This is a genomic window from Sphingomonas rhamnosi (assembly GCF_036663615.1).
In the GTDB taxonomy this organism is placed as follows: Bacteria; Pseudomonadota; Alphaproteobacteria; order Sphingomonadales; family Sphingomonadaceae; genus Sphingomonas.
The window spans coordinates 149,898-172,048 of sequence record NZ_JAXOJJ010000007.1 but is presented as its reverse complement, the minus strand read 5'-3'; the positions used below and the strand labels follow the sequence as shown (position 1 = coordinate 172,048).

The following is a 22,151-nucleotide window of genomic DNA, read 5'->3' as shown; positions in this document are numbered from 1 at the left end:
ATCGCGGGCCGCCTACCGGTACGGCGCATCGGCGGCAAGGTTCGCCGCGATCGCGCTTTCCCAACGATCGCCGTTATCGAGCAGTTTCGCCTTGTCGTAGATCAGTTCCTCGCGCGTCTCGGTCGCGAACTCCAGGTTCGGCCCCTCGACGATCGCATCGACCGGGCACGCCTCGGCGCACAGACCGCAATAGATGCACTTGGTCATGTCGATGTCGTAACGCGTGGTTCGGCGGCTGCCGTCGTCGCGCGGCTCGGCCTCGATCGTGATCGCCAATGCTGGGCACACCGCTTCGCACAGCTTGCACGCGATGCAGCGTTCCTCGCCGTTGGGATAGCGGCGCAGCGCGTGCTCGCCGCGGAACCGCGGCGACAGCGGGTTGCGCTCATACGGGTAGTTGATCGTCGCCTTTTCCTTGAAGAAATAGCGAAGCGTCAGCGCGTGCGCCTTCACGAATTCCCACAGGGTGAACGACTTGATGATCTGAGCGACGCTCATGAACCCACTCCAACGCGCATCAGCATCAACACGCCCGACACGAGGAAAACCCAGAACAGCGATACCGGCAGGAAGACCTTCCAGCCGAGCCGCATCAGCTGGTCGTAGCGATACCGCGGCACGGTCGCACGCACCCAGCTGAACAGGAAGAAGAAGAACAGCATCTTGGCAAACAGCCAGATGATGCCCGGCACATAATAGAGCGGCGCCCAGTCGACCGGGGGCAGATACCCGCCCCAGAACAGGATCGCGTTCAGCGCGCACATCAAGATGACGTTGGCGTACTCACCGAGCCAGAACAGCGCGAACGCCATCGACGAATATTCGGTCTGATACCCTGCGACGAGCTCGCTCTCCGCCTCGGTCAGATCGAACGGTGCGCGCTGCGTTTCGGCGAGGCTGGAGATGAAGAACATCACCGCCATCGGGATCATCAGCGGATTGATGATGAACCCATTGATATGGATGCCGAACATGTTCCGCTGCGCCAGCACGATGCCCGACAGGTTGAACGTGCCCGACCACATCACCACCGAGATCAGGATGAAGCCGATCGCGACTTCGTAGCTGACCATCTGTGCTGCGGCACGAAGCGCCGAATAGAACGGATATTTCGAGTTGGACGACCAGCCCGACAGGATGACGCCGTACACGCCGAGCGATGACGCCGCGAGCACATAGAGCAGGCCGACGTTGATGTCCGCCAGCACGACGCCGGTCTGGAACGGTACCACTGCCCAAACGATCAGCGCGACCGTGAAGGTGATGATCGGCGCCAGCAGGAACAGCGTGCGGTTGGAGGCCGCCGGGATGATGGTTTCCTGGAGGAACACCTTCAGACCGTCGGCGAAGCTCTGCAGCAGGCCGAACGGCCCGACTACGTTGGGGCCGCGACGCAGCGCCATCGCCGCCCAGATCTTCCGGTCGGCGTAGATGATCATCGCGACCGCGAGCATCAGCGGCAACGCGATGACGAGGATGCCGACGATCGTCGCAACGAACCAAGCCCAGCCATAGGGCAGGCCGGCGGTGTTCTGGAAGAAGTCGGTCATTCCGCTGCCTCCGCGAACTCTTCGCCGTGGAGGAGTTCGGCCGAGCAGCGCTGCATCGTCGGCGATGCGCGGCAGATCGCGTTGGTCAGGTAGAAATCCTTGATCGGATAGCCGGCGAGGATGCCCTCACCCGTTTCGGCCAACGCCGGCGGGTTCCAGTCGAACGTTGCGAGCGCCTGGTGGCGTAGCGCGGGCACGGCTGCGTACATCTCTTCGCGCAGGCCAGCGAGGCTGTCGAACGGCAGCGTGTGACCAAGCACTTCGGACAGCGCGCGGAAGATCGACCAGTCGTCGCGGGCGTCGCCGGGGGCGAACACAGCGCGCTCGCCCTGCTGGACGCGGCCTTCGAGGTTCACCCAGGTACCCGACTTCTCGGCATAGGTGACGCCCGGCAGGATCACGTCGGCCGCCGCGGCGCCCTTGTCGCCGTGATGGCCGACGAACACCTTGAAGCCGGCGAACTGGCTGAAATCGACCTCGTCGGCGCCGAGGAAAAAGCCGAGCTTCGCCCCCATCACGTCGGCGATGCCGCCCGTCTGCGCATAGCCGAGCATCAGCCCGCCCATCCGCGACGCCGCCATGTGGACGACGTTGAAGCCGTTCCAGCCTTCGCGCACGATGTTGAAGGTCTGCGCGAACTTCAGCGCGGCGCCGTGGCCGTCCTTCAGCGCGGCGCCACCGACGATCACCATCGGGCGCTCGGCCTTGCCGAACAGCTCGGTCACCGCGTCGGGCAGATTGCCGAGCAACGCCAGATCGTCGCCGAGCCATTCGACCTTGTAGGTCAGCTCGGTCTCTGGCCCGATCGCGAAGACCTTGGCGCCCTTCTTGATCGCCTTGCGGATCCGCGTGTTCACCAGCGGCGCTTCCCAGCGCAGGTTGGTGCCGATCAGCAGGATCGCGTCGGCACGCTCGGTGCCCGCGATCGTGGTGTTGAAGTTCACCGCGGCCATGCTCGACGTGTCATAGGCCATGCCGGTCTGGCGACCCTCGAGCATCGTCGAGCCCATCTTGGCCAGCAGCGCCTTCGCCGCGAACATCGTCTCGCAATCGACCAGGTCGCCCGCGATCGCCGCGACGCTGCTCCCCGCTTCGACCGCCTTGATCGCCGCGAACGCCTCGTCCCAGGTCGCCGGGACCAGCTTGCCGTTGACGCGGACATAGGGCTTGTCGAGGCGACGACGCACAAGGCCGTCGACCGCGTGGCGCGTCTTGTCAGACGCCCATTCCTCGTTCACGTCCTCGTTGATCCGCGGCACGCAGCGCAGCACCTGGCGGCCGCGGCTGTCGAGCCGGATGTTGGTGCCGACCGCGTCCATCACGTCGATCGACAGCGTCTTGCGCAGCTCCCACGGGCGCGCCTCGAACTGGTACGGCTTCGACGTCAGCGCGCCGACCGGGCACAGATCAACGACGTTGCCGCTCAGCTCGCTCTTGACCGCATTTTCGAGATACGAGGTGATCTGCATGTCCTCGCCGCGGAAGATCGCGCCGATCTCCTCGACGCCCGACACTTCCTCGGCAAACCGGACGCAGCGCGTGCACTGGATGCAGCGGGTCATGATCGTCTTCACGATCGGACCCATATATTTCTCGGTGACCGCGCGCTTGTTCTCGTCGTAGCGCGAATGGCCGCGGCCATAGGCGACCGACTGGTCCTGCAGATCGCACTCGCCGCCCTGATCGCAGATCGGGCAATCGAGCGGATGGTTGATCAGCAGGAATTCCATGATGCCCTCGCGGGCATTCTTCACCATCGGCGAGTTGGTGAAGATCTCCTGCTTGTCCGCCGCCGGCAGCGCGCACGACGCCTGCGGCTTGGGCGGGCCCGGCTTCACTTCGACCAGGCACATCCGGCAATTGCCGGCGATGCTGAGGCGCTCATGATAACAGAAGCGCGGGATCTCCTTGCCGGCAAGCTCGCACGCCTGCAGCACGGTGGCGCCCTGCGGCACCTCGATCTCGACGCCATCGACTTTGACTGTAGGCATTATTCGGCAGCTTCCATCATCGGTGCCAGGCCGCCGTCACCGCGCTTCTCGGTGATGCGGCGTTCCATCTCGGGGCGGAAATGCTTGATCAGGCCCTGGATCGGCCACGCGGCTGCGTCGCCGAGCGCGCAGATCGAGTGGCCCTCGACCTGCTTGGTGACCTGCTGCAGCATGTCGATCTCGGCGATCTCGGCATCGCCGGTGCGCATCCGCTCCATCACGCGCCACATCCAGCCGGTGCCCTCGCGGCATGGCGTGCACTGGCCGCAGCTCTCATGCTTGTAGAAATAGGACAGACGGCTGATCGCACGGACGATGTCGGTCGACTTGTCCATGACGATGATCGCCGCGGTGCCGAGGCCCGATCCGACAGCCTTCAGGCCGTCGAAATCCATCACGCAGTCCATGATCTGCGCGGCCGGCACCAAAGGCACCGACGAACCACCCGGGATTACCGCGAGCAGATTGTCCCACCCGCCGCGAATGCCGCCGCAATGAGTCTCGATCAGCTCGCGGAACGAGATGCTCATCTCTTCCTCGACGACGCAGGGCTTGTTCACATGGCCGCTGATCTGGAACAGCTTGGTGCCGCGGTTGTTCTCCGCGCCGAAGCTGGAGAACCACGTTGCGCCACGCCGCAGGATCGTCGGCGCGACTGCGATCGACTCCACGTTGTTCACCGTCGTCGGGCAGCCATACAGGCCCGCGCCCGCCGGGAATGGCGGCTTCAGCCGCGGCTGGCCCTTCTTCCCCTCGAGGCTTTCGAGCATCGCGGTCTCTTCGCCGCAGATGTACGCGCCGGCGCCACGGTGGACGAACACGTCGAAGTCGTAGCCCGACCCGCACGCATTCTTGCCAATGAAGCCGCGATCATAGGCCTCGGCAACCGCCGCGAAGAGCGTCTCGGCCTCCCGGATATATTCGCCGCGGATGTAGATGTACGCGGCGCGCGCGCGCATCGCGTAGCCGGCGATCAGCGCGCCCTCGATCAGCTTGTGCGGATCGTGGCGGATGATCTCGCGATCCTTGCAGCTGCCGGGCTCGGATTCATCGGCGTTGATGACCAGGAAGTTCGGCCGGTCGGGCTTCGGCTCCTTGGGCATGAACGACCATTTCGTGCCGGTCGGGAAACCCGCGCCGCCACGACCACGCAGACCGCTGGCCTTCATGATGTCGATGATCTCGTCCTGGCCAAGCGCCATCAGCGCCTTGGTGTTGTCCCAGTCGCCACGCATGATCGCCGCGTCGAGGTTCCAGGGCTGGAACCCGTACACGTTGGTGAAGATGCGGTCCTTGTCAGCGAGCATCAGGCCCACTCCCCCCGATAATCGTGGTTCTCGCCGACCATCGCGGTCAGGCTCGTCGGGCCGCCCTCGGGGCAGCTCGCGCGCCGGCCGAACTGCGGCCCCGGCGTCGGCGTACCGCCATTGGCGAGCGCCTGGAGGATCTCGGTGGTCTTGTCGTAATCGAGGTCTTCGAAATTATCGTCGTTGATCTGCACCATCGGCGCATTGGCGCAGGTGCCCAGGCACTCGACCTCGGTCAGCGTGAACATGCCGTCGGGGGTCGTGCCGCCCTTGACGAGCCCACGGTTCTTGCACGCGGCCAGCACGTCGTCCGACCCGCGCAACATGCACGGCGTCGTCCCGCAGACCTGCACGTGATACCGACCCACCGGCGCCAGGTTGAACATCGTGTAGAAGGTCACGACCTCATAAACGCGCATATACGGCACGCCGATCTGGCGCGCGACGAATTCGATCACCGGAACGGGCAGCCAGCCTTGCGTCTGCGTCTCCGCGCCGACCTGCCGCTGAGCGAGATCGAGGAACGGGATCGACGCCGACTGCTCGCGGCCCTTAGGGTAGCGTCCGAGAATCTCGTTCGCCTTGATCTGGTTTTCTTCGCTCCAGGCGAACGAACCCCAGCGTGCGCGGGTCTCGGCCTCGTCGGGGATTTTTGGTGCTTCAGCCATTGGCGTGATCCGTGAGTTCCAGGCGACGTTCGATCCGCTCGACGCGGTCGGACAGACGATCGAGCCGGCTGTTGACGCCGGAGATCGCGATGATCGAGCTGCCGAGATGTTCCTCGACCATGGTCATGCGCAGCTTGAGGTCGCGCACGTCGAACTTCATCTCGGCCATGTCGCCCTGCATCTTCTGCAGGACCGAGTATATGAGCTCATTGGTGACGGCTTCGCTCACCGGTCACACTCCCCGAACACGATATCCATCGCGCCGAGCACGGCGGTCGTGTCCGCGAGCATGTGGCCCTTCATCATGAAGTCCATCGCCTGCAGATGCGAAAAGGCAGTCGGGCGGATCTTGCAGCGGTACGGCTTGTTGCTGCCGTCGGCGACCAGATACACGCCGAACTCGCCCTTGGGGCTCTCGGTCGCGACATAGACGTCGCCGGCGGGAACGTGGAAGCCCTCGGTGTAGAGCTTGAAGTGATGGATCAGCGCTTCCATCGAATGCTTCATCTCGGCGCGCTTGGGCGGCACGACCTTGCGATCGAGGCTCGCGATCGGCCCCTCGGGCATTTCGGCGAGGCACTGCTTCATGATCCGCGCCGACTGGCGGACCTCTTCGACGCGCACCATGAACCGGTCGTAGCAGTCGCCGCGCGTGCCGACGGGCACGTCGAAGTCCATCTTCGCATAGACGTCGTAGGGCTGCGACTTGCGCAGGTCCCAGGCGATGCCCGACCCGCGGATCATCGGCCCCGAAAAGCCCCATTTGATCGCGTCGTCGCGACTGACCGTGCCGATGTCGACGTTACGCTGCTTGAAGATGCGGTTGTCGGCGACCAGCGAAATCGCGTCCTCGAACAGCCGCGGCAGGCGCGTGTCGAGCCAGTCGGCGATGTCGGTCAGCAGCTTGAGCGGAACGTCCTGATGGACGCCGCCGACGCGGAAATAGTTCGCATGCATGCGCGCGCCCGAGGCGCGCTCATAGAAGTTCATGCAGTCTTCGCGGATCTCGAACAGCCACAGGTTCGGCGTCATCGCACCGACATCCATCACGTGCGAACCGAGGTTCAGCATGTGGTTCTTGATACGGGTTAGCTCGGCGAAGAACACGCGGAGATACTGCGCGCGGATCGGCACTTCGAGATCGAGCAGCTTCTCGACCGCGAGCACATAGGTGTGCTCCATGCACATCGGCGAGCAGTAATCGAGCCGATCGAAATAGGGCAGCGCCTGCTGGTACGTCTTGTACTCGATCAGCTTCTCGGTGCCGCGGTGGAGCAGGCCGACATGCGGGTCGACGCGCTCGACGATCTCGCCGTCGAGCTCCATGACCAGCCGAAGCACGCCGTGCGCGGCGGGATGCTGCGGACCGAAGTTGATCGTATAGTTCTGGATCGCGACGTCGCCGGTGGTGGGATCGGCGGCGTCCTCGCGGTGCAGCAGTTCGTCGACATAGTCGCTCACTGGTTCTGTCCTCCACCCTTGGTCGGGATCACATCCGACTCGACGGGCTTGTCCTGCTTCTGGTTGCCGGCATCGCGATCGCCCGCGCCGGTCTGCGCGGTGCTGGTCGCATCCTTCTTGGCATAGGGCTCGCTCGGCGCGGTCGGCGCCTTGGTCCCGCTCTGCGCCGCATCGGCCTTCTGGATCGCATCCGCGCTCAGCGGCGTCGGCGCACCCTTGGCCTGCGGCATCGCCGCCTTCTCGTCGCCCGGCAGCGCATATTGCGCGCCTTCCCACGGGCTCTGGAAATCGAAGGTGCGGAAATCCTGCGCCAGCTGCACGGGTTCGTACACCACGCGCTTAGCCTCTTCCGAATAGCGCATCTCGACATAGCCGCTGAGCGGGAAGTCCTTGCGCTGCGGGTGCCCGCTGAAGCCGTAATCGGTCAGGATGCGACGCAGGTCGGTGTTGCCGCTGAACAGGACGCCGTACATGTCGTATACTTCGCGCTCAAGCCAGCCGGCGACCGGCCAGATGCTCGTCACCGACGGAACCGGCGTGTCCTCGTCGGCGGCGACATGCACGCGGATGCGGTGGTTGCGCGTCAGCGAGAGCAGACAATAGACGACTTCGAACCGCGGCGTGCGCTCCGGATAGTCGACGCCGGCGATCTCCATCAGCTGCTGATAGACCAACCCCGGCGTGTCGCGCAGGGTGATCATCGCATCGTAGATAGCATCGCGTTCGACGTAGAGCGCGACCTCGCCGACCCGCTCGACCGCGTCGATCAGGCTGCCGCCCAGCGCGCTGCGCGCCGCGTCGATCACGCCGTCGTTCGACGTATAGGCTGGAGCCGGCGCCCTCACCGTTCGATGCTCCCCGAACGGCGGATTTTACGCTGCAGCTGCATGATCCCGTACAGCAACGCCTCGGCGGTCGGCGGGCACCCGGGGACGTAGATATCCACCGGCACCACGCGGTCGCAGCCACGCACGACGCTGTAGCTGTAATGATAATAGCCGCCGCCATTGGCGCACGACCCCATCGAGATGACGTATTTCGGCTCCGACATCTGGTCGTAAACTTTCCGGAGCGCAGGTGCCATCTTGTTGCACAGCGTACCGGCGACGATCATCACGTCCGACTGACGCGGGCTCGCGCGCGGCGCAGCGCCGAAGCGCTCGAGGTCGTAGCGCGGCATGTTGACGTGGATCATCTCGACCGCGCAGCAGGCGAGCCCGAACGTCATCCACCACAGCGAGCCGGTACGCGCCCACTGGAACAGGTCTTCGGTCGAGGTGACGAGGAACCCCTTGTCGGTCAGTTCACCGTTCAAGCCGTCGAAGAAACCCTGGTCGGGCGCGGTGATCGCGCCGCCACCGAGGTTACGGTCGAGCTCGACGGGGCCGGAGTGCCCAGCGTTCATGATCATTCCCAATCCAACGCGCCCTTCTTCCAGGCATAGACAAGGCCGAGTGCCAGCTCGGCGATAAAGACCATCATCGAGATCCATGCGGTCCAGCCGAGCGTGAAGACGCTGACTGCCCACGGATATAGGAACGCCGCTTCCAGATCGAAGATGATGAACAGGATGGCGATCAGATAAAAGCGCACGTCGAACTGGCTGCGCGGATCCTCGAACGCGGGGAAGCCGCACTCATATTCGCTCAGCTTTTCAGGCGTCGGCTTGTGCGCGCCGGTCAGGCGCGACACCGCCATCGGCAGGAACACGAAGGTGCTCGAAAGCGCGATTGCGACCCCCAGGAACAACAGGATCGGTAGGTATTGCGACAGGTCAACCAAGGGTCATCTCGCACATGCGAACGGAACGGGGTCGCTGTAGGCCGATGGACCGACAGGGGCAAGGCGGTGAGGCCGTGAGAATCACTCGCAATTGGCGGGGCGCAAAAGCGATTGAAGGTATCGGTGAAAGGCGAGGCGCCGGCGATCCAAACCGTCACCCCAGCGAAGGCTGGGGTCTTCCTGGGGGGCGCGCCTTGGCTCGAACCGGGAGAACCCAGCCTTCGCTGGGATGACGATTGGGAAGCGTCAGGCTGTGACCCGCCGATCAGCGCAGCGCGCCGGCCACCAGCTTGTGCAGCCGCGAATGCAGCGCGTCATTGGCGGCCAGGAACTCGTTGCGCTCCATCGGCTTGTCGCCGCCGCGGAAATCGGTGACGTAGCCGCCGGCCTCCTTGACCAGTAGCATGCCGGCCGCGACGTCCCAGGGCTTCAGGTTCGATTCCCAGAAGCCGTCGAACCGTCCGGCCGCCAGCCATGCCAGATCGAGCGCCGCGGCGCCGAGACGGCGAATGCCGGCGACTTCGGGCGCAACCGCACCGAAGATGCGGCTCCACTGGGCGAAGTCGCCGTGGCCCAGGAACGGAATCCCGGTCGCGATCAACGATTCCGACAGATCGCGGCGCGACGACACGCGCAGACGCTGGTCGGTCAGCCACGCGCCCCGGCCCTTCTCGGCCCAGAAGCTCTCGTCGGTCAGCGGCTGGTACACCAGCGCCGTCGTGATCTCGCGCTTGCCGTTCGGCATCGGCTCCTCGACTGCGATCGAGATGCAGAAATGCGGGATGCCGTGGAGGAAGTTCGACGTGCCATCGAGCGGGTCCACGATGAAGCGCGGCTTGTTCGGATCACCGAGGATCTCGCCACGCTCTTCCATCAGGAAGCCCCAGTCGGGGCGGGCATGGACGAGCTCTTCGTACAGCGTCTGCTCGGCGCGCTGGTCGGCCTGGCTGACGAAGTCGGCGGGCCCCTTGCGGCTGACCTGTAGCTGCTGGACCTCGTTGAAGTCCCGACGCAGGCGCGGCGCGGCCTTGCGCGCGGCGCGTTCGATGACGGTCATGATGCCGGAATGGGATGCCATGTCACATACTTTCCCCCCTCCCTTTCAGGGAGGGGTCGGGGGTGGGTAGCGTCCGGGGGGTACGGACGGTCAAGCAAGCGCAGCGGCTGTATCACGAGCACGCCACCCACCCCCAGCCCCTCCCTTTCAGGGAGGGGAGCAGAAGATCAGTCCGCGCGGCGGACGTAGGTCTGCTCGTACACGTCGACGACGATCTTGGTCCCCGCGCCGATATGCGGCGGCACCATCACGCGCACGCCGTTCTCGAGGATCGCGGGCTTGTAGCTGGACGAGGCAGTCTGCCCCTTAACGACGGCATCGGCCTCGACGATCATCGCCTCGATCGTGTCGGGCAGCTGGACCGAGATCGGCCGCTCTTCCCAGAGCTCCATCACCACGTCCATGCCATCCTGCAGGAACGCCGCGGCGTCGCCCAGGATGTCGGCGTCGAGCGTGATCTGCTCGTAATTGACCTTGTCCATGAAGGTCAGCGCGTCGCCGTCGCGGAACAGATACTGGAAATCGACGGTGTCGAGCCGGACCTTCTCGAGGCTCTCGGCCGAGCGGAATCGGACATTGTTCTTGCGACCGTCGATCAGGTTCTTCATCTCGACCTGCATGTACGCGCCACCCTTGCCGGGCTGCGTGTGCTGAATCTTAACGGCGCGCCAGATGCCGCCTTCATATTCGAGGATGTTGCCGGGACGAATCTCGACCGCGTTGATCTTCATGACCTATACCTGCTGGAAAGAGCGAAAGGGCACCCAGCAACACGACTTCGCCGGGAACCGAAGCGCGCCCTTTAGCTGCCAGCGCCGTTACCGGCAAGCAGCGGGTATGGATTGACGTTCTCGCCCTCCCACCAGCGTTGGCCCGGCGCCATCCGCGTGACGCCGAAATGCAGGTGGTAATTGCCCGCGCCCGCGTCGCCGGTATCGCCGACGAAGCCGAGCGGATCGCCGGCTTTGACGATCTGCCCTTCGTGCACGCCGGGGGCGTAGCCGGCAAGGTGCGCGTAATAATAGTTCCACGCACCGTCGGCTGACCGGACGTACAGCGTCGTACCGCCCAAGTTGCTCTGGAACAGCTTCTCGATCCGGCCAGGCGCAGCCGCCACGACCGGGGTGCCATCAGGCGCCATGATGTCGGCGCCGTGATGTTCGCGCGTGCCGCCGCCCCGCGCGTCGTTCCAGCTGTCCGCGATCTGGTCGCGGCGAACGCCTTGGACCGGGACCGTGAGCAGGCCCTGAGGCACCGGCGCCGGGGTGGCCGCGGGCTCAGCCCGCCACGGCAGCCGCCGCCCATTTCCCGGACCGAAAGACACCACCGATGCGAACCCGCCGACGACGATGACGATCAGCGCCAGGATCACCCAGAACGTGCGTGTCACCGGGCTATTCCTGGAAAACCACCGGCGTCCCCGGCTTCACCATCATCGACAGCCGTGCGACGTTCCAGTTCGCCAGTCGCACGCAGCCATGGCTCGCGGTCCGGCCGATCAGCTCGGGCACCGGCGTGCCGTGGATACCGTAATGCGGCTTCGACAGGTCGAGCCACACCACGCCAACCGGACCGTTCGGCCCCGCCGGCAGCATCGCCTTCTTATCGTCCTTCTTCGCATCCCAGAACAGCGCCGGGTTGTAATGGAATTTGGGGTTGTAGTCGGCCCCGTTGATCTTCCACGTGCCGATCGGCAGCGGATCGTGCGTGCTGCCCGTCGTCACCTGGAACAGTGCGACCAGCTTGCCGGCCTTGTCATAGGCGCGGAGCACCTTGTCGGACTTGTCCACCACCAGCTTGGCCGCCTGCGGCTGGTTGGCGTCGACGTTGAGCATGGCCAGCGTCGCCAGCCATTCGGGCGTCAGCTTCCGATCATAGGCACGCGATGTCGGCAGTGCGTTGGGGAACACGACCTTGGTGCCCGGCGTCAGCCGCGTCTGCGGCGAATTCAGCGCCATCAGCACCTGCGGGGTGGTATGGAACATTTCCGCCAGTTTTTCCATCGGCGAGCGATAGCCGAGTGCAGGCAGCTTCGCCTGTTCGTCCTCACCCTTTGGAATCACGAAATACGGACCCGCCAGCGCCTGCGCGCTCAGCGTCAACGTCTTGGTCGCCTCGACCCCGGCATAGGGCTTCAGCGCGGCGCGCGTTGCCGTGTCGAGGTCGCCGGTGATCGGGATTCCGCGGCTTTCCTGGAACCCCTTGATCGCCGCGGTCAACGTCATCCCGCGCTGCCCGTCGAGCACACCCGGTGAGAAGCCGAGCTTGTCGAGGATGACCTGGACCTTCAGCACCCCGCGATCGAGCGGCGGGATCGGCGCTGCCGATGCCGTGCCGCCAAGAAGCGCCAAACCGAGAACCGTCGCCGCAATCGCCTTCATCGTCATTCCTAACCGTTACGCTTGCGCATCAACGGTTTGACGAGCCGTTGTTTCCCGACGACGAAGCGAAGATCAGCCGGCGCTAAGCGATGCGCGATCGCCGAGCAACGCGGCGAAGGCCTTCACGGCTTCCACCTCGTCCCCGCCCCACACGCCGTTCGAGACCGCGAGGAAATCGGCGCCTGCGGCGACCAGCGGCGCAGCGTTGGCCGGCGTGATCCCGCCGATCGCGACGCACGGGATCTCGAACAGCGTCGACCACCAGGACAACAGGATCGGCTCGGCGACATGCTCGGCGGTCTTGGTGGTGGTCGGGTGGAACGCGCCGAACGCGACATAGTCCGCGCCCGCCTCGCCCGCGTCCATTGCCAGATGCCGACTGGCATGCGCGGTGACGCCGATCTGGGCTTCGGGGCCGAGTTCCGCGCGCGCCTCGCGCGGATCGCCATCGCCCTGCCCCAGATGCACGCCGTCCGCGCCGAGACGCTTGGCCAGGGCGATGCTGTCGTTGACGATGAACGCGACGTCGCGGTCGGCGCAGATGCGCTGCAACGGCTCGGCGAGCGCGGCGGCGGCGTGCTGGTCAACGTCCTTCACACGGAACTGGAACGCCGCCACCGGCCCGGCATCGAGCGCGCGCGCCAGCCGGTCGGCAAAGCCACCCGTCACGTCGAGTGGCGAGACGATGTAGAGCTGGCACTTTGGCCGGCGCAGGTCGCGTGAGAAATTGGCGGCGAAATTGGGGTCGAGCGGACCCAGCGGATCGATATCGGTCATGCAGCCGCGCCTACAGCGTTCAGCGCCGCGGTGAAAGCCGCGGGATCGTCGAGCCGGTGTGCAACCGTGGTGATCGTACGGCGCTCGCCGACAATCGGCGGGTCCAGTTCGATCACGATATTGGGATAGGCGATCAGCGCCAGATTCACGACGCCGCGCGCCTTCAGGCTTTCCGCCGTCCAGTCTGTCGGCAACGCCTTCACCGATGCCAATGGCACGACGACCTCGCGCAATGTCCCAACCCGCATGACGATCCGGTCTTCCGTCAGCAAAACGGGCAGGCGCCGAAACGAGAGGATCACACGGACCAGCCACACGAGCCCGCTCAGAGTGGCGACCGACAGGATCGCCGCCACACCCGGATACCAATGCATCAGCACCAGATGATCGACGATCAGCTCGATCGAGCATAGCGCCACGAGCACCCACATCATCGGCGCCACCGCGCGATGATAGTGAAATGCCCGTGGCACCAGGGGTTATTCATCGTTCTTGTAGATCGACACGATCTTCGCGAGCATCTCGAGCGCTTCGGCGCGCGGGCGCTGGAAGGTGTTGCGGCCGATGATCGAGCCGTTGCCGCCGCCGTCGCGGATGTCGCGCGCGTCCTGATAGACCGCGTCCGACCCCTTGGCCGCGCCGCCCGAGAACACCACGATCCGGCGTCCGGCGAAGCTCGACTGCACGACGTGCTTCACGCGGTCCGCCTGCTTCGACCAGTCGGTGCCTTCATAGGCCTTTTGCGCATCCTTCTGCTCGATATGCGCGGTCGGCAGCTTCACCTTGATGATGTGCGCGCCCATCAGTGCTGCGATGTGCGCGGCGTAGGCACCGACGTCGAGCGCGAGTTCGCCTTCCTTCGAAAGGTCGCCGCCGCGCGGATAGCTCCAGATCACCGTCGCGATGCCGACCGACTTGGCTTCCTCGGACAGTTCGCGAATCTCCTCCAGCTGCTCGAAAATGTTGTCGCCGCCCGGATAGATGGTGAATCCGATCGCGGCGCAGCCGAGGCGGAGCGCGTCGCTGACGGTCGCGGTCACGGCCTGATCGACGCTCGTCGCCCAGCTGTTCGAGCTGTTGCACTTGAGGATCGTCGGGATCTGCCCGGCGAAGGTGTCGGCGCCCGCTTCGAGCATGCCGAGTGGTGCCGCATAGGCCGACAGGCCGGCGTCGATCGCGAGCTGGTAATGATAATGCGGGTCATAGGCCGGCGGGTTGATCGCGAAGCTGCGCGCGGGGCCGTGCTCGAAGCCCTGGTCGACGGGCAGGATCACGAGCTTGCCAGTGCCGCCGAGATGCCCCTGCATCAGGATGCGCGTCAGATTCGCCTTCACCGCGGGGCTGGTGGCTTCGTATTTGTCGAGGATGGATTTTACGATCGGGGTCATGATGGTCTCCTAAGGCGCGGATTAGAGTGCCAACCAGCGCCGAAGCGCTTGGTCGACCGTGAACATGATTTCGTCGGATGCCATGCCAATGACAGACCCGATCCGCTCGCGGCGGATAGCTTGGATCAGATCGATCTCGATCTCGCTGTCGGCAAGCAGACCGTTATCGTCGGTGCGGGGAATGGGGACGCGGTAGAGGGTGTCGCCAGTTTCAAAGCTCGTGATCGGGCAGACCGTGATCGCGGGGTGATACGCGCTGAACAGCTCGGCCTGGATGACGAGGCTCGGCCGCGGTTTTCGGGAAAAATCGCCACGACCCACCGTCGATATGATTTGGCCGCGCTTCATTCGGTCCGCGGGGGAAGGTCGCTAAGGTCATCATCGACTGCAGCCAACGATTCCCACGCCCGATCCTCTTCGGTCCAGCCGCGGGCGGCCGCCCGCAACGACTGCCGCTTGGCTTCGGCTAGGAACGCCGCATCATGCAGATCGACATAGCGCCGAACTGCGTCGCGCGCGATGTCGCTTTTGCTACGCCCCTGCGTACGCGCGACCGAGGTCAGCCGCCGCTCCAGATCGTCGTCGAGTCGAACGCCCAGCATGGCCTGCTCCGTTTAACATGTTAAACATAAGCGAGCGACCGGGCGATCGCAAGGCTCAGTGACGCAAGGCCGCGACCCCAGGCAAATCCCTGCCTTCCATCCATTCCAAGAACGCGCCACCAGCTGTCGAGACGAAGGTGAACGCATCCGCCACGCCGGCGTGGTTCAGCGCGGCGACGGTGTCGCCGCCCCCGGCGACCGAGACCAGGCTGCCGTCCTGCGTCAGCGCCGCGGCGGTCTTGGCCAGCGCAACCGTCGCGGTATCGAACGGCGGCGTCTCGAACGCGCCGAGCGGGCCGTTCCACACGAGCGTGCGGCAGTTCTTAAGCACGTCGCCGAGCGATTCCACGGCGGCGGGCCCGACGTCGAGGATCATCTCGTCCGCGGCGACCTCGTGGACGTTGACGGTCCGCGTTGCGGGGTTCGGCTTGAATTCCTTGGCGACGACCACGTCGTAGGGCAGGTGGACGGTGCAGTTCGCCTTGTCGGCGGCTTCGAGGATCTGCTCGCACACGCTGGCCAGTTCATGCTCGCAGAGGCTCTTGCCGACCGCGACGCCGCGCGCCGCGAGGAAGGTGTTGGCCATACCGCCGCCGATGATCAGGTGATCGACCTTGCCGACCAGATGCCGCAGCACGTCGAGCTTGGACGACACCTTGGCGCCGCCGACCACCGCCGCGACCGGATGTTCGGGCGCCTCCAGCGCCTTTTGCAGCGCGTCGAGCTCGGCTTCCATCGCGCGGCCGGCAAAGGCGGGGAGGACATGGGCGAGCCCTTCGGTCGACGCGTGCGCGCGATGCGCGGCGGAGAAGGCGTCGTTGACGTAGAGATCGCCGAGCGCCGCGAAGCGGTCGACGACCGCCCGATCGTTGGTCTCTTCGCCGCCGAAGAAGCGCGTATTCTCCAGCACCGCGATGTCGCCTGGCTGCAGCATCGCGACCGCGTCGGCCGCGCCCTCCCAATCGACATAGCGCACCGGACGGCCGAGCACTTCGCTATAGGGCTTCACCACCTGGGACAGCGAGAAGTCGGGGCTCGGGACACCCTTGGGGCGGCCGAAATGCGCGAGGATCAGGACGATCGCACCCTTGTCGGCCAACTCGCCGACCGTCGCGACGGTGGCGCGCAGCCGGGTGTCGTCGGTCACCGCGCCATCGGCCATCGGCACGTTCAGATCCTCCCGGACCAGCACGCGCTTGCCGGTGATCTCACCCATGTCGTCGAGCGTCTTGAAGGGTTTGGTCATGATGTCTCGATCCTGATTTGATCACCGATGGCGATGATGCCACCGGCCAAAACGCGCGAACAGGCCCCGCCCCGCCAATCGGGGGTGAGCGCTGCACATAATCCGGACGCGAGCGCCTCCATGCGATGGCACGGATCCGTCTCGCGGGTCACTTCGAGGAGGACGTCGCGCCCGATCCGAAGCCGCACACCGGCGACTTGCGGCAGGTCGAGTCCCTCGACCAGCAAATTGGCGCGGCGTTCGTACCATGGCAGGTTGTGGCCAACCTCGGTCATCGCCGTATCCCAGTCGATCCGTTCGATCAGCGTTACCTGCCGCCGACCCTTGCCACCCGGCTTAACTGCGCCGCGATAGTCGCCGTGCAGGCCGCCGGCGATGGTGACCTCGACGTGGTCGATCGTCTCCATCGGTCCCTTGGCGCGGCCGTGCCGGGCGATGCCGGTGAGGGTGCCGGTCATGCCGTCACGCCCCCGTCCGTCATTCCCCCATCCGTCATCCCCGCGAAGGCGGGGATCCATAAACTCTGACGCTGGCAATTGAATCGCCAGGCTGGCCAGTATGGATTCCCGCCTTCGCGGGAATGACGGTGGAGTGAAGGCAGTCCCACGCGTCTTAGATGAACTTCGCCATCGCCGTCGCGGTATCGACCATGCGGTTCGAGAAGCCCCATTCATTGTCGTACCAGCTGAGCACGCGCACCAGCTTGCCGTCGATGACCGCGGTCTCGAGGCTGTCGACGGTGGACGACTGCGGCGAATGCATCAGGTCGATCGAGACCAGCGGCTCGTCGGTGTAGACGAGGATGCCCTTGAGCGGACCGCTCTCCGCCGCCGCCTTCAGCACCGCGTTCACCTCGTCGCGCGTGGTGTCGCGCTTGGGGGTGAAGGTCAGGTCGATCAACGACACGTCGGGCACCGGCACGCGGATTGCCGAGCCGTCCAGCTTGCCCTTGAGCTCTGGCAGCACCTCGGCGACGGCGCGCGCGGCGCCGGTCGTGGTCGGGATCATGTTCATTGCCGCAGCGCGGGCGCGACGCAGGTCCGGGTGGATTTGGTCGAGGATCTTCTGGTCGTTGGTATAGGCATGGACCGTGGTCATCAGCCCGCGCTCGATACCGATCGCGTCGTTCAGCACCTTGGCGACGGGCGCCAGGCAGTTGGTCGTGCACGACGCGTTCGAGACGATGGTGTGGTCGGCGGTCAGCTGGTCGTGGTTGACGCCGTAGACGACGGTCAGGTCGACATTCTTGCCCGGCGCCGAGATCAGCACCTTCTTGGCGCCCGCATCAATATGCTTCTGGCACGACGCCTTGTCGGTGAAGAAGCCGGTGCATTCGAGCACGATGTCGACGCCCAGTTCCTTGTGCGGCAGGTTCGCCGGGTCGCGCTCGGCGGTGACGCGGATGCGCTTGCCGTCGACGACCAGGTCGTTGCCCTCGGCCGACACCTCACCCGGATAGCGGCCATGGACGCTGTCACGACTGAACAGCCAGGCGTTCGACTTGGCGTCGGCGAGATCGTTGATCGCGACGAGTTCGAGCTCACCCGGGGTTTCGAGCAATGCGCGCGCGACGAGACGGCCGATGCGTCCGAAGCCGTTGATCGCTACCTTGACCGTCATCTGTGTCTCCTGAAATTTCCAGCGCCACGGCCCCAAAGAGTCTGGGGCAGACTCCGCCGGGCAGGCGCGCAGCCTTTGCGGGGCGGCAGGCTGCCCTGTCAACCGCATGAGCCGTGGGACGCGCCCCAAAACCGCGCCGAAACCGCCTTGCCGCGGGATCGTTGCGTGCTATCCGGGGAGCATGGCAGACACTCCTTCCGCAGTCGATCGCATCGATGGGGCGATCGCCCGTATCGAGGCGGCGATCGACGCGCGTGCGAAAAGCGGCGACGCGCTCGCCCGCCGTCATGCGGCGCTGAAGGCGCGCATGGCCGAAGCCGTCGCGGCGCTCGACGACGTCATCGCCCGCGGGAACGCCGGCTGATGGCCGAGATCATGCTCAATATCGGTGGCCGCAACCACCCGATCGCCTGCGCCGATGGCGACGAGCCGCGCGTCCGGCACCTCGGCACGATGATCGACGCGCGCTGGGCAACAGCGCAGCGCGCCGCAGGCGGCCTCAGCGCCGAACGCGCGATGCTGTTCGTGGCGCTGATGCTCGCCGACGACCTCGACGAGATCGAACAGCGCCCGCCTGAGGGGGCAGCCGTCAGCGAAACCGCGCTCGCCCGGATCGCCGATCGTCTCGAAAGCCTGGCCGAAGCCCTTGAGCATAGCCCGCCAAGCGCCTAGATTGGTGGTGGCGGGTTCTGCCCGGTACGAGCCTTTATTATCCCTGAGGCTATTCATCATCCATAGGGGTCTGTCCCTGTTAGGACCCTGGTCCGAAGCATATGGTCCCCACCTGACGTACCGTGCGTCAGTGGATAACCCGGCACACGGCCATGGTGGGCCCGCCACATCCACCATCCTGACCGGGCGGACGCTCGCATGACCGACAAGCGCGCCCTGCGTACGGCGCTTCGCACCGCGCGCGATGGATTCGGCATGCAGACGATCGTCGTGCCGCCGGCGTTCCTCGCCCGCCTCTCCGCCGGCCTGACGGTTGCCTCCTACGTTCCGATCGGCAGCGAAGCCGACCCCTCTCCGCTCGCCCGCGCCGCGGTCGATGCCGGCTGCGTCATCGCGCTGCCGCACGTCGTCGACCGGACGCAACTGATGCGGTTTCTCAGCTGGGATACCGAAGCAGCGCTTGCGGCAGGCCCCTACGGGCTCAGCCAGCCCGCACAGGACGCTGCGGAGCTCGAGCCGGACATCATCCTGACCCCGCTGGTTGGCTTCGACAGGAGGGGCAACCGCATCGGCCAGGGCGCCGGCTATTACGACCGGGCCTTCGCGGTGCACCCGAGCGCTTGGCGCGTCGGCGTGGCGCTGTCCGTGCAGGAAGTCTCGACTCTTACCCCCGACGCGTGGGACGTCCCGCTCCACGCCATCGCCACCGAACAGGACTGGATCGTGCCATGACGCCAAGCTGGCGCAAACCCGTCGGGATGCTTGGCATCCTTCTGTTGATCTTGCTGTGGTGTGTCGCGATCACCAGCCTGTCGGGCGTGGTCGGCGGCTGGCACTGGACGGTGCAGCTGGCGTTCTATCTGTTTACCGGGATCATCTGGATCGCGCCGCTGAAGCCCGTGCTGCGCTGGATGGAGGTGGGTAGCTGGCGGTAGCGCCCACCATCCTTCCCATCCGTTCGCGCTGAGCGAAGTCGAAGGGCCGTCGTTCGGGGCATGTGCTTCGACTACGCTCAGGACGAACGGAATAGAGGCGTTACCTATTGTTTTCAACGATCTGGAGACCACAAACGCCAACCCTTTTGAAGGGTGGCGCGAGTGACGGGACTCGAACCCGCGACCTCCGGCGTGACAGGCCGGCGCTCTAACCAACTGAGCTACACCCGCTTATGAAGCGTGGTGGCGGGCAACTACGTCGGGCGCCCCGAACCGTCAACCCCCCGTTTCGCGTTGTTCGCTTTTCCCGCGATTTCTTGCGCGTTGCTGGACGAGCGTTCCGTGCTCGAACAGGAATCCGGCGATGTCCGGCTTGCCCGCAGCGCCCAGCACGGTCTGGAGGATGATCAGCAGCGGCACCGCCAGCAGCGCGCCCAGCGTGCCCCATACCCATCCCCAGAAGCTCAGGGAAATCAGGATCAGCAACGGACTGATCGTCAGGCGGTGTCCGACCACGAACGGCGTGATCGCGTTCGCTTCGACCAGGTGCAGGCCGTACATCAGCGCCGGGGGGAGCATCGCCATCCAGATATCCGAAAACGTCATCAGCCCACCCAGCGCGAGCAGGAACGCGCCGATCACCGGCCCGAAATAGGGGATGTAGTTGAGCAGCGCGACGATCCCGCCCCACATCGCCGGATAGGGCATGCCTATCGCCCACAGCGCAGTACCGGTGATGATGCCCAGAATGACGTTGATGACCGTGATCGTGCCCAGATAGGCCGAGACGTCGTCGACGACGTCCTGGATCACCCGAGCCGTCGCCATCGCGCCGTCGAAGCTGGTGCGGCCGGTGATCGTCTGCCGCCGCATCCGCGTCCACCCGGACAGGAAGAAGAACACGATCAGCGTCCCGAACAGGAACTGGACGATCACCGCGGGCGCCGAGGTCGCGGCGACCTCGAGGATCGATCCCGGCGCGGCGACGCCTGCGGTCGCCGGCTGGCGGATCGGCGTCGACGCGACCTGTCGCAGCGTGCGGTTCACATATTTTTCGAGGCTGGAGTACAGGTCGAGCAGCGGCGCCAGATTGTCCTGGATCCGGTCGAGCCGCGTTGGCAGCAGGCGGAAGAAGTCGGTGGCGGGCACGACGATCGCCGCGATCGCGATGTTCGCGGCGATCAGAAACACCAGGATGCACAGTAGCGCCGCGACCGGCGACGGCAGCCCCCGGCGCTCGAGCCATTCGAGCACCGGCACCAGCGCCACCGCGATCACGAGGGCGGTGGTCAGTGGCAGGAAGAACTCAGCGCCCGCCTTGAGCGCGAACGGCAGCGCGATCACCAGCCCGATGCCGGCAGTCAGCGTCAACGCCGCCAGCAACCGGTCGCGTCGCTGCGCGATCCGGCGTGCCTCGTCGGCGCGGACGCCGATCGGCATTTCGGCGGCCTCGTCCGTACCGGTATCGCCCGGCTCCTGGTCGGCCAGGCTGCTGTCGTCGTCCACCATATCGCTGATCCTTCGGCCTTATCCTTTCAGCAAAGGCCGTCAGCATTCAAGTCGTCAGCGAAGCTGATCGACATCGAGCGGCGCGATGTGCAACGCCTGGGTCGGCGCGCCCAGGACCGCAGCGCGCGTGCGGACGCTCGCTTCGAGGAACGGGTTGGCGAGCTGCATGAACCGGCGCGGGGTGGTGCCGAGGAAGGTGTTCGAATCGCGGAGGAAATGGGGCATGTCGTGATAACTCGGGTCGATCGCGCTGACATCGGTCGGATTGCCCGACACGAACAGTTGCAGAAACGACCGCAGGAACCGCGCGCGACGCAGCAACAGCTTAGACGGCATCCCGAAATAGCGGTGCGCCAGGCGACGCAGCGTCGACGCGGTGATCCCGAGTTCCTCCGCCAACTCGCCGACCTCGATCATCCCCGGGCGCACGACGAGCCGCATCAGCGCACGGACAAGCGCGTCGTTGGGATCCTCGCGGACGAACAGCGGCGGCAGAAACGCATCGAGCAACGGGCGGAATTCCGCGCTGCTGGGCGCGGCGCTCAGCGTGGCGACCAGCGCCTCGACGATCGCGGGATCGAGCACCGTGTCGGCCGGGACGATCCGGTTGTGGAAATCCACCGCGCTACGCCCCGTCAGCGCCGCCCAGCCTGCCGCGCTGATGCCGATGCCTACCATCGTCCCGCCATGCGTCGTGACGCTCAGCGCGCGACTGGTCGGGCCGATCACGCTCGCCTGCGGCATCGGCGGGAAAGGCCGGTTGCCGATGCGCGGATGGATCGGACCCGCGTCGAGCGCGACGCACAACATCACCGGCGCCGGCAGGAACCAGTCGACCTGCGGGTCCCGGCTTTCGTTGCTGTAGGCGGTGTAACCCGTGATCGCGGACGCCAGCGACGAACACGGCATATCGTACCGAATCGCCATCCCGGCGGGCATTTCAACCGGAGCGGGCAGCACGGCTGCGCTCCGTCCGACACAGTGACTCATCTACAGTTACTACCCCGCCCGCATTGTCGTGGCCCCCGCCACCGACCCGGAACAGGCCTTACACTCGAAACGGGGCTTTAAGAAACCGTTAGCGATGAGGATGCGCGGCAGGGCCTGGCGGCATCTTTCATGGCCGGCGCGAACTCCACAGGGCATAGAGGCGATCTGAATATCGAGTTTGGCCTATGCAATACTTGCCGCGAGCGGGCTTGGGG

28 protein-coding genes and 1 tRNA gene are annotated in these 22,151 nt (G+C 65.4%); 4 read left to right on the top strand and 25 right to left on the bottom strand.

Features of this window, described 5'->3' with window-relative positions:
• Window positions 1-12 precede the first annotated feature (12 nt).
• From nuoI to gap, 22 genes are all read right to left on the bottom strand, one after another.
• Window positions 13-498, bottom strand: coding sequence for an NADH-quinone oxidoreductase subunit NuoI (gene nuoI, locus U1701_RS15360; protein ID WP_332783446.1), 486 nt, complete (start codon window positions 496-498; stop codon window positions 13-15).
• Complete coding sequence (nuoH, locus tag U1701_RS15355; protein WP_332783445.1) at window positions 495-1,550, bottom strand: NADH-quinone oxidoreductase subunit NuoH; 1,056 nt, start codon at window positions 1,548-1,550, stop codon at window positions 495-497. The genes nuoI and nuoH overlap by 4 nt, the downstream gene beginning before the upstream one ends.
• Window positions 1,547-3,541 (bottom strand): NADH-quinone oxidoreductase subunit NuoG, encoded by a 1,995-nt coding sequence (gene nuoG / locus U1701_RS15350; protein WP_332783444.1) that lies wholly within the window; start codon window positions 3,539-3,541, stop codon window positions 1,547-1,549. Before nuoG ends, nuoH begins: the two co-directional genes overlap by 4 nt.
• A complete protein-coding gene (gene nuoF / locus U1701_RS15345) occupies window positions 3,541-4,848 on the bottom strand; it encodes an NADH-quinone oxidoreductase subunit NuoF (RefSeq protein ID WP_332783443.1) in 1,308 nt (435 codons plus the stop codon). Before nuoF ends, nuoG begins: the two co-directional genes overlap by 1 nt.
• Entirely contained in the window at window positions 4,848-5,516 is a 669-nt protein-coding gene (locus U1701_RS15340) for a complex I 24 kDa subunit family protein (RefSeq protein ID WP_332783442.1), read from the bottom strand. The genes nuoF and U1701_RS15340 overlap by 1 nt, the downstream gene beginning before the upstream one ends.
• Window positions 5,509-5,745 carry a hypothetical protein gene (locus U1701_RS15335; RefSeq protein ID WP_332783441.1) on the bottom strand — a complete coding sequence of 79 codons (237 nt, stop codon included), beginning with the start codon at window positions 5,743-5,745 and terminating at the stop codon, window positions 5,509-5,511. Before U1701_RS15335 ends, U1701_RS15340 begins: the two co-directional genes overlap by 8 nt.
• Window positions 5,742-6,956 carry an NADH-quinone oxidoreductase subunit D gene (locus tag U1701_RS15330; RefSeq protein WP_443026075.1) on the bottom strand — a complete coding sequence of 405 codons (1,215 nt, stop codon included), beginning with the start codon at window positions 6,954-6,956 and terminating at the stop codon, window positions 5,742-5,744. Before U1701_RS15330 ends, U1701_RS15335 begins: the two co-directional genes overlap by 4 nt.
• A gap of 17 nt (window positions 6,957-6,973) precedes the next feature.
• On the bottom strand, window positions 6,974-7,822 hold the full coding sequence (locus tag U1701_RS15325) for an NADH-quinone oxidoreductase subunit C (RefSeq protein ID WP_332783439.1): 849 nt from the start codon (window positions 7,820-7,822) through the stop codon (window positions 6,974-6,976).
• Entirely contained in the window at window positions 7,819-8,382 is a 564-nt protein-coding gene (locus U1701_RS15320) for a NuoB/complex I 20 kDa subunit family protein (RefSeq protein ID WP_443026070.1), read from the bottom strand. Before U1701_RS15320 ends, U1701_RS15325 begins: the two co-directional genes overlap by 4 nt.
• 2 nt (window positions 8,383-8,384) lie before the next feature.
• Window positions 8,385-8,759 (bottom strand): NADH-quinone oxidoreductase subunit A, encoded by a 375-nt coding sequence (locus tag U1701_RS15315; RefSeq protein ID WP_332783437.1) that lies wholly within the window; start codon window positions 8,757-8,759, stop codon window positions 8,385-8,387.
• Between the two features lie 265 nt (window positions 8,760-9,024).
• Window positions 9,025-9,837: an inositol monophosphatase family protein gene (locus tag U1701_RS15310; protein ID WP_332783436.1), complete on the bottom strand. Its 813-nt coding sequence runs from the start codon at window positions 9,835-9,837 to the stop codon at window positions 9,025-9,027.
• Window positions 9,838-9,983: 146 nt separating this feature from the next.
• Window positions 9,984-10,547, bottom strand: coding sequence for an elongation factor P (gene efp / locus U1701_RS15305; protein WP_332783435.1), 564 nt, complete (start codon window positions 10,545-10,547; stop codon window positions 9,984-9,986).
• 71 nt (window positions 10,548-10,618) lie between these two features.
• Window positions 10,619-11,206 (bottom strand): M23 family metallopeptidase, encoded by a 588-nt coding sequence (locus U1701_RS15300; protein WP_332783434.1) that lies wholly within the window; start codon window positions 11,204-11,206, stop codon window positions 10,619-10,621.
• 4 nt (window positions 11,207-11,210) lie between these two features.
• Window positions 11,211-12,197, bottom strand: coding sequence for a L,D-transpeptidase family protein (locus U1701_RS15295; RefSeq protein WP_332783433.1), 987 nt, complete (start codon window positions 12,195-12,197; stop codon window positions 11,211-11,213).
• A 72-nt stretch (window positions 12,198-12,269) separates the two neighbouring features.
• Complete coding sequence (thiE, locus tag U1701_RS15290; RefSeq protein ID WP_332783432.1) at window positions 12,270-12,974, bottom strand: thiamine phosphate synthase; 705 nt, start codon at window positions 12,972-12,974, stop codon at window positions 12,270-12,272.
• Window positions 12,971-13,447 (bottom strand): hypothetical protein, encoded by a 477-nt coding sequence (locus U1701_RS15285; RefSeq protein WP_332783431.1) that lies wholly within the window; start codon window positions 13,445-13,447, stop codon window positions 12,971-12,973. Before U1701_RS15285 ends, thiE begins: the two co-directional genes overlap by 4 nt.
• Before the next feature lie 6 nt (window positions 13,448-13,453).
• On the bottom strand, window positions 13,454-14,362 hold the full coding sequence (locus U1701_RS15280; protein WP_332783430.1) for a class I fructose-bisphosphate aldolase: 909 nt from the start codon (window positions 14,360-14,362) through the stop codon (window positions 13,454-13,456).
• A 21-nt stretch (window positions 14,363-14,383) separates the two neighbouring features.
• Window positions 14,384-14,710, bottom strand: a complete 327-nt coding sequence (locus U1701_RS15275; RefSeq protein ID WP_332783429.1) for a type II toxin-antitoxin system PemK/MazF family toxin — start codon at window positions 14,708-14,710, stop codon at window positions 14,384-14,386.
• Entirely contained in the window at window positions 14,707-14,964 is a 258-nt protein-coding gene (locus U1701_RS15270; protein WP_332783428.1) for a ribbon-helix-helix protein, CopG family, read from the bottom strand. Before U1701_RS15270 ends, U1701_RS15275 begins: the two co-directional genes overlap by 4 nt.
• Window positions 14,965-15,019: 55 nt before the next feature.
• Entirely contained in the window at window positions 15,020-16,210 is a 1,191-nt protein-coding gene (locus U1701_RS15265) for a phosphoglycerate kinase (RefSeq protein ID WP_332783427.1), read from the bottom strand.
• Window positions 16,207-16,668, bottom strand: coding sequence for an MOSC domain-containing protein (locus U1701_RS15260; protein WP_332783426.1), 462 nt, complete (start codon window positions 16,666-16,668; stop codon window positions 16,207-16,209). The genes U1701_RS15265 and U1701_RS15260 overlap by 4 nt, the downstream gene beginning before the upstream one ends.
• Before the next feature lie 154 nt (window positions 16,669-16,822).
• Entirely contained in the window at window positions 16,823-17,830 is a 1,008-nt protein-coding gene (gene gap / locus U1701_RS15255) for a type I glyceraldehyde-3-phosphate dehydrogenase (RefSeq protein WP_332783425.1), read from the bottom strand.
• Between the two features lie 181 nt (window positions 17,831-18,011).
• Here gap and U1701_RS15250 point away from each other — a divergent pair, with 181 nt between their 5' ends.
• The 4 genes from U1701_RS15250 (at window position 18,012) to U1701_RS15235 (ending at window position 19,437) form a co-directional block, all read left to right on the top strand.
• The gene (locus U1701_RS15250; RefSeq protein ID WP_332783424.1) at window positions 18,012-18,194 is read left to right on the top strand and encodes a hypothetical protein; all 183 of its coding nucleotides are present in this window, start codon (window positions 18,012-18,014) and stop codon (window positions 18,192-18,194) included.
• A complete protein-coding gene (locus U1701_RS15245) occupies window positions 18,194-18,502 on the top strand; it encodes a cell division protein ZapA (RefSeq protein WP_332783423.1) in 309 nt (102 codons plus the stop codon). Before U1701_RS15250 ends, U1701_RS15245 begins: the two co-directional genes overlap by 1 nt.
• Before the next feature lie 198 nt (window positions 18,503-18,700).
• Window positions 18,701-19,234, top strand: coding sequence for a 5-formyltetrahydrofolate cyclo-ligase (locus tag U1701_RS15240; RefSeq protein WP_332783422.1), 534 nt, complete (start codon window positions 18,701-18,703; stop codon window positions 19,232-19,234).
• A complete protein-coding gene (locus tag U1701_RS15235; RefSeq protein ID WP_332783421.1) occupies window positions 19,231-19,437 on the top strand; it encodes a DUF2842 domain-containing protein in 207 nt (68 codons plus the stop codon). Before U1701_RS15240 ends, U1701_RS15235 begins: the two co-directional genes overlap by 4 nt.
• Window positions 19,438-19,591: 154 nt before the next feature.
• Here U1701_RS15235 and U1701_RS15230 read toward each other — a convergent pair.
• The 3 genes from U1701_RS15230 to U1701_RS15220 all read right to left on the bottom strand — a co-directional run bounded on the left by U1701_RS15230 (window position 19,592) and on the right by U1701_RS15220 (window position 21,906).
• Window positions 19,592-19,668, bottom strand: a tRNA-Asp gene (locus tag U1701_RS15230).
• A 45-nt stretch (window positions 19,669-19,713) separates the two neighbouring features.
• Window positions 19,714-20,877: an AI-2E family transporter gene (locus U1701_RS15225; RefSeq protein WP_332783482.1), complete on the bottom strand. Its 1,164-nt coding sequence runs from the start codon at window positions 20,875-20,877 to the stop codon at window positions 19,714-19,716.
• Between the two features lie 123 nt (window positions 20,878-21,000).
• Window positions 21,001-21,906 (bottom strand): helix-turn-helix domain-containing protein, encoded by a 906-nt coding sequence (locus U1701_RS15220; RefSeq protein WP_332783420.1) that lies wholly within the window; start codon window positions 21,904-21,906, stop codon window positions 21,001-21,003.
• Window positions 21,907-22,151: the final 245 nt, after the last annotated feature.

Coding starts and splice junctions, on each gene's coding strand:
- U1701_RS15320 (WP_443026070.1), bottom strand. CDS start 8,382: ATGAACGCTGGGCACTCCGGCCCCGTCGAGCTCGACCGTAACCTCGGT.
- U1701_RS15280 (WP_332783430.1), bottom strand. CDS start 14,362: ATGACCCCGATCGTAAAATCCATCCTCGACAAATACGAAGCCACCAGC.
- U1701_RS15265 (WP_332783427.1), bottom strand. CDS start 16,210: ATGACCAAACCCTTCAAGACGCTCGACGACATGGGTGAGATCACCGGC.
- U1701_RS15295 (WP_332783433.1), bottom strand. CDS start 12,197: ATGAAGGCGATTGCGGCGACGGTTCTCGGTTTGGCGCTTCTTGGCGGC.
- U1701_RS15245 (WP_332783423.1), top strand. CDS start 18,194: ATGGCCGAGATCATGCTCAATATCGGTGGCCGCAACCACCCGATCGCC.
- U1701_RS15250 (WP_332783424.1), top strand. CDS start 18,012: ATGGCAGACACTCCTTCCGCAGTCGATCGCATCGATGGGGCGATCGCC.
- efp (WP_332783435.1), bottom strand. CDS start 10,547: ATGAAGATCAACGCGGTCGAGATTCGTCCCGGCAACATCCTCGAATAT.
- U1701_RS15340 (WP_332783442.1), bottom strand. CDS start 5,516: ATGGCTGAAGCACCAAAAATCCCCGACGAGGCCGAGACCCGCGCACGC.
- U1701_RS15225 (WP_332783482.1), bottom strand. CDS start 20,877: ATGCCGATCGGCGTCCGCGCCGACGAGGCACGCCGGATCGCGCAGCGA.
- nuoF (WP_332783443.1), bottom strand. CDS start 4,848: ATGCTCGCTGACAAGGACCGCATCTTCACCAACGTGTACGGGTTCCAG.
- U1701_RS15240 (WP_332783422.1), top strand. CDS start 18,701: ATGACCGACAAGCGCGCCCTGCGTACGGCGCTTCGCACCGCGCGCGAT.
- U1701_RS15260 (WP_332783426.1), bottom strand. CDS start 16,668: ATGACCGGCACCCTCACCGGCATCGCCCGGCACGGCCGCGCCAAGGGA.
- U1701_RS15270 (WP_332783428.1), bottom strand. CDS start 14,964: ATGCTGGGCGTTCGACTCGACGACGATCTGGAGCGGCGGCTGACCTCG.
- U1701_RS15275 (WP_332783429.1), bottom strand. CDS start 14,710: ATGAAGCGCGGCCAAATCATATCGACGGTGGGTCGTGGCGATTTTTCC.
- thiE (WP_332783432.1), bottom strand. CDS start 12,974: ATGACCGATATCGATCCGCTGGGTCCGCTCGACCCCAATTTCGCCGCC.
- gap (WP_332783425.1), bottom strand. CDS start 17,830: ATGACGGTCAAGGTAGCGATCAACGGCTTCGGACGCATCGGCCGTCTC.
- U1701_RS15310 (WP_332783436.1), bottom strand. CDS start 9,837: ATGGCATCCCATTCCGGCATCATGACCGTCATCGAACGCGCCGCGCGC.
- nuoH (WP_332783445.1), bottom strand. CDS start 1,550: ATGACCGACTTCTTCCAGAACACCGCCGGCCTGCCCTATGGCTGGGCT.
- nuoI (WP_332783446.1), bottom strand. CDS start 498: ATGAGCGTCGCTCAGATCATCAAGTCGTTCACCCTGTGGGAATTCGTG.
- nuoG (WP_332783444.1), bottom strand. CDS start 3,541: ATGCCTACAGTCAAAGTCGATGGCGTCGAGATCGAGGTGCCGCAGGGC.
- U1701_RS15235 (WP_332783421.1), top strand. CDS start 19,231: ATGACGCCAAGCTGGCGCAAACCCGTCGGGATGCTTGGCATCCTTCTG.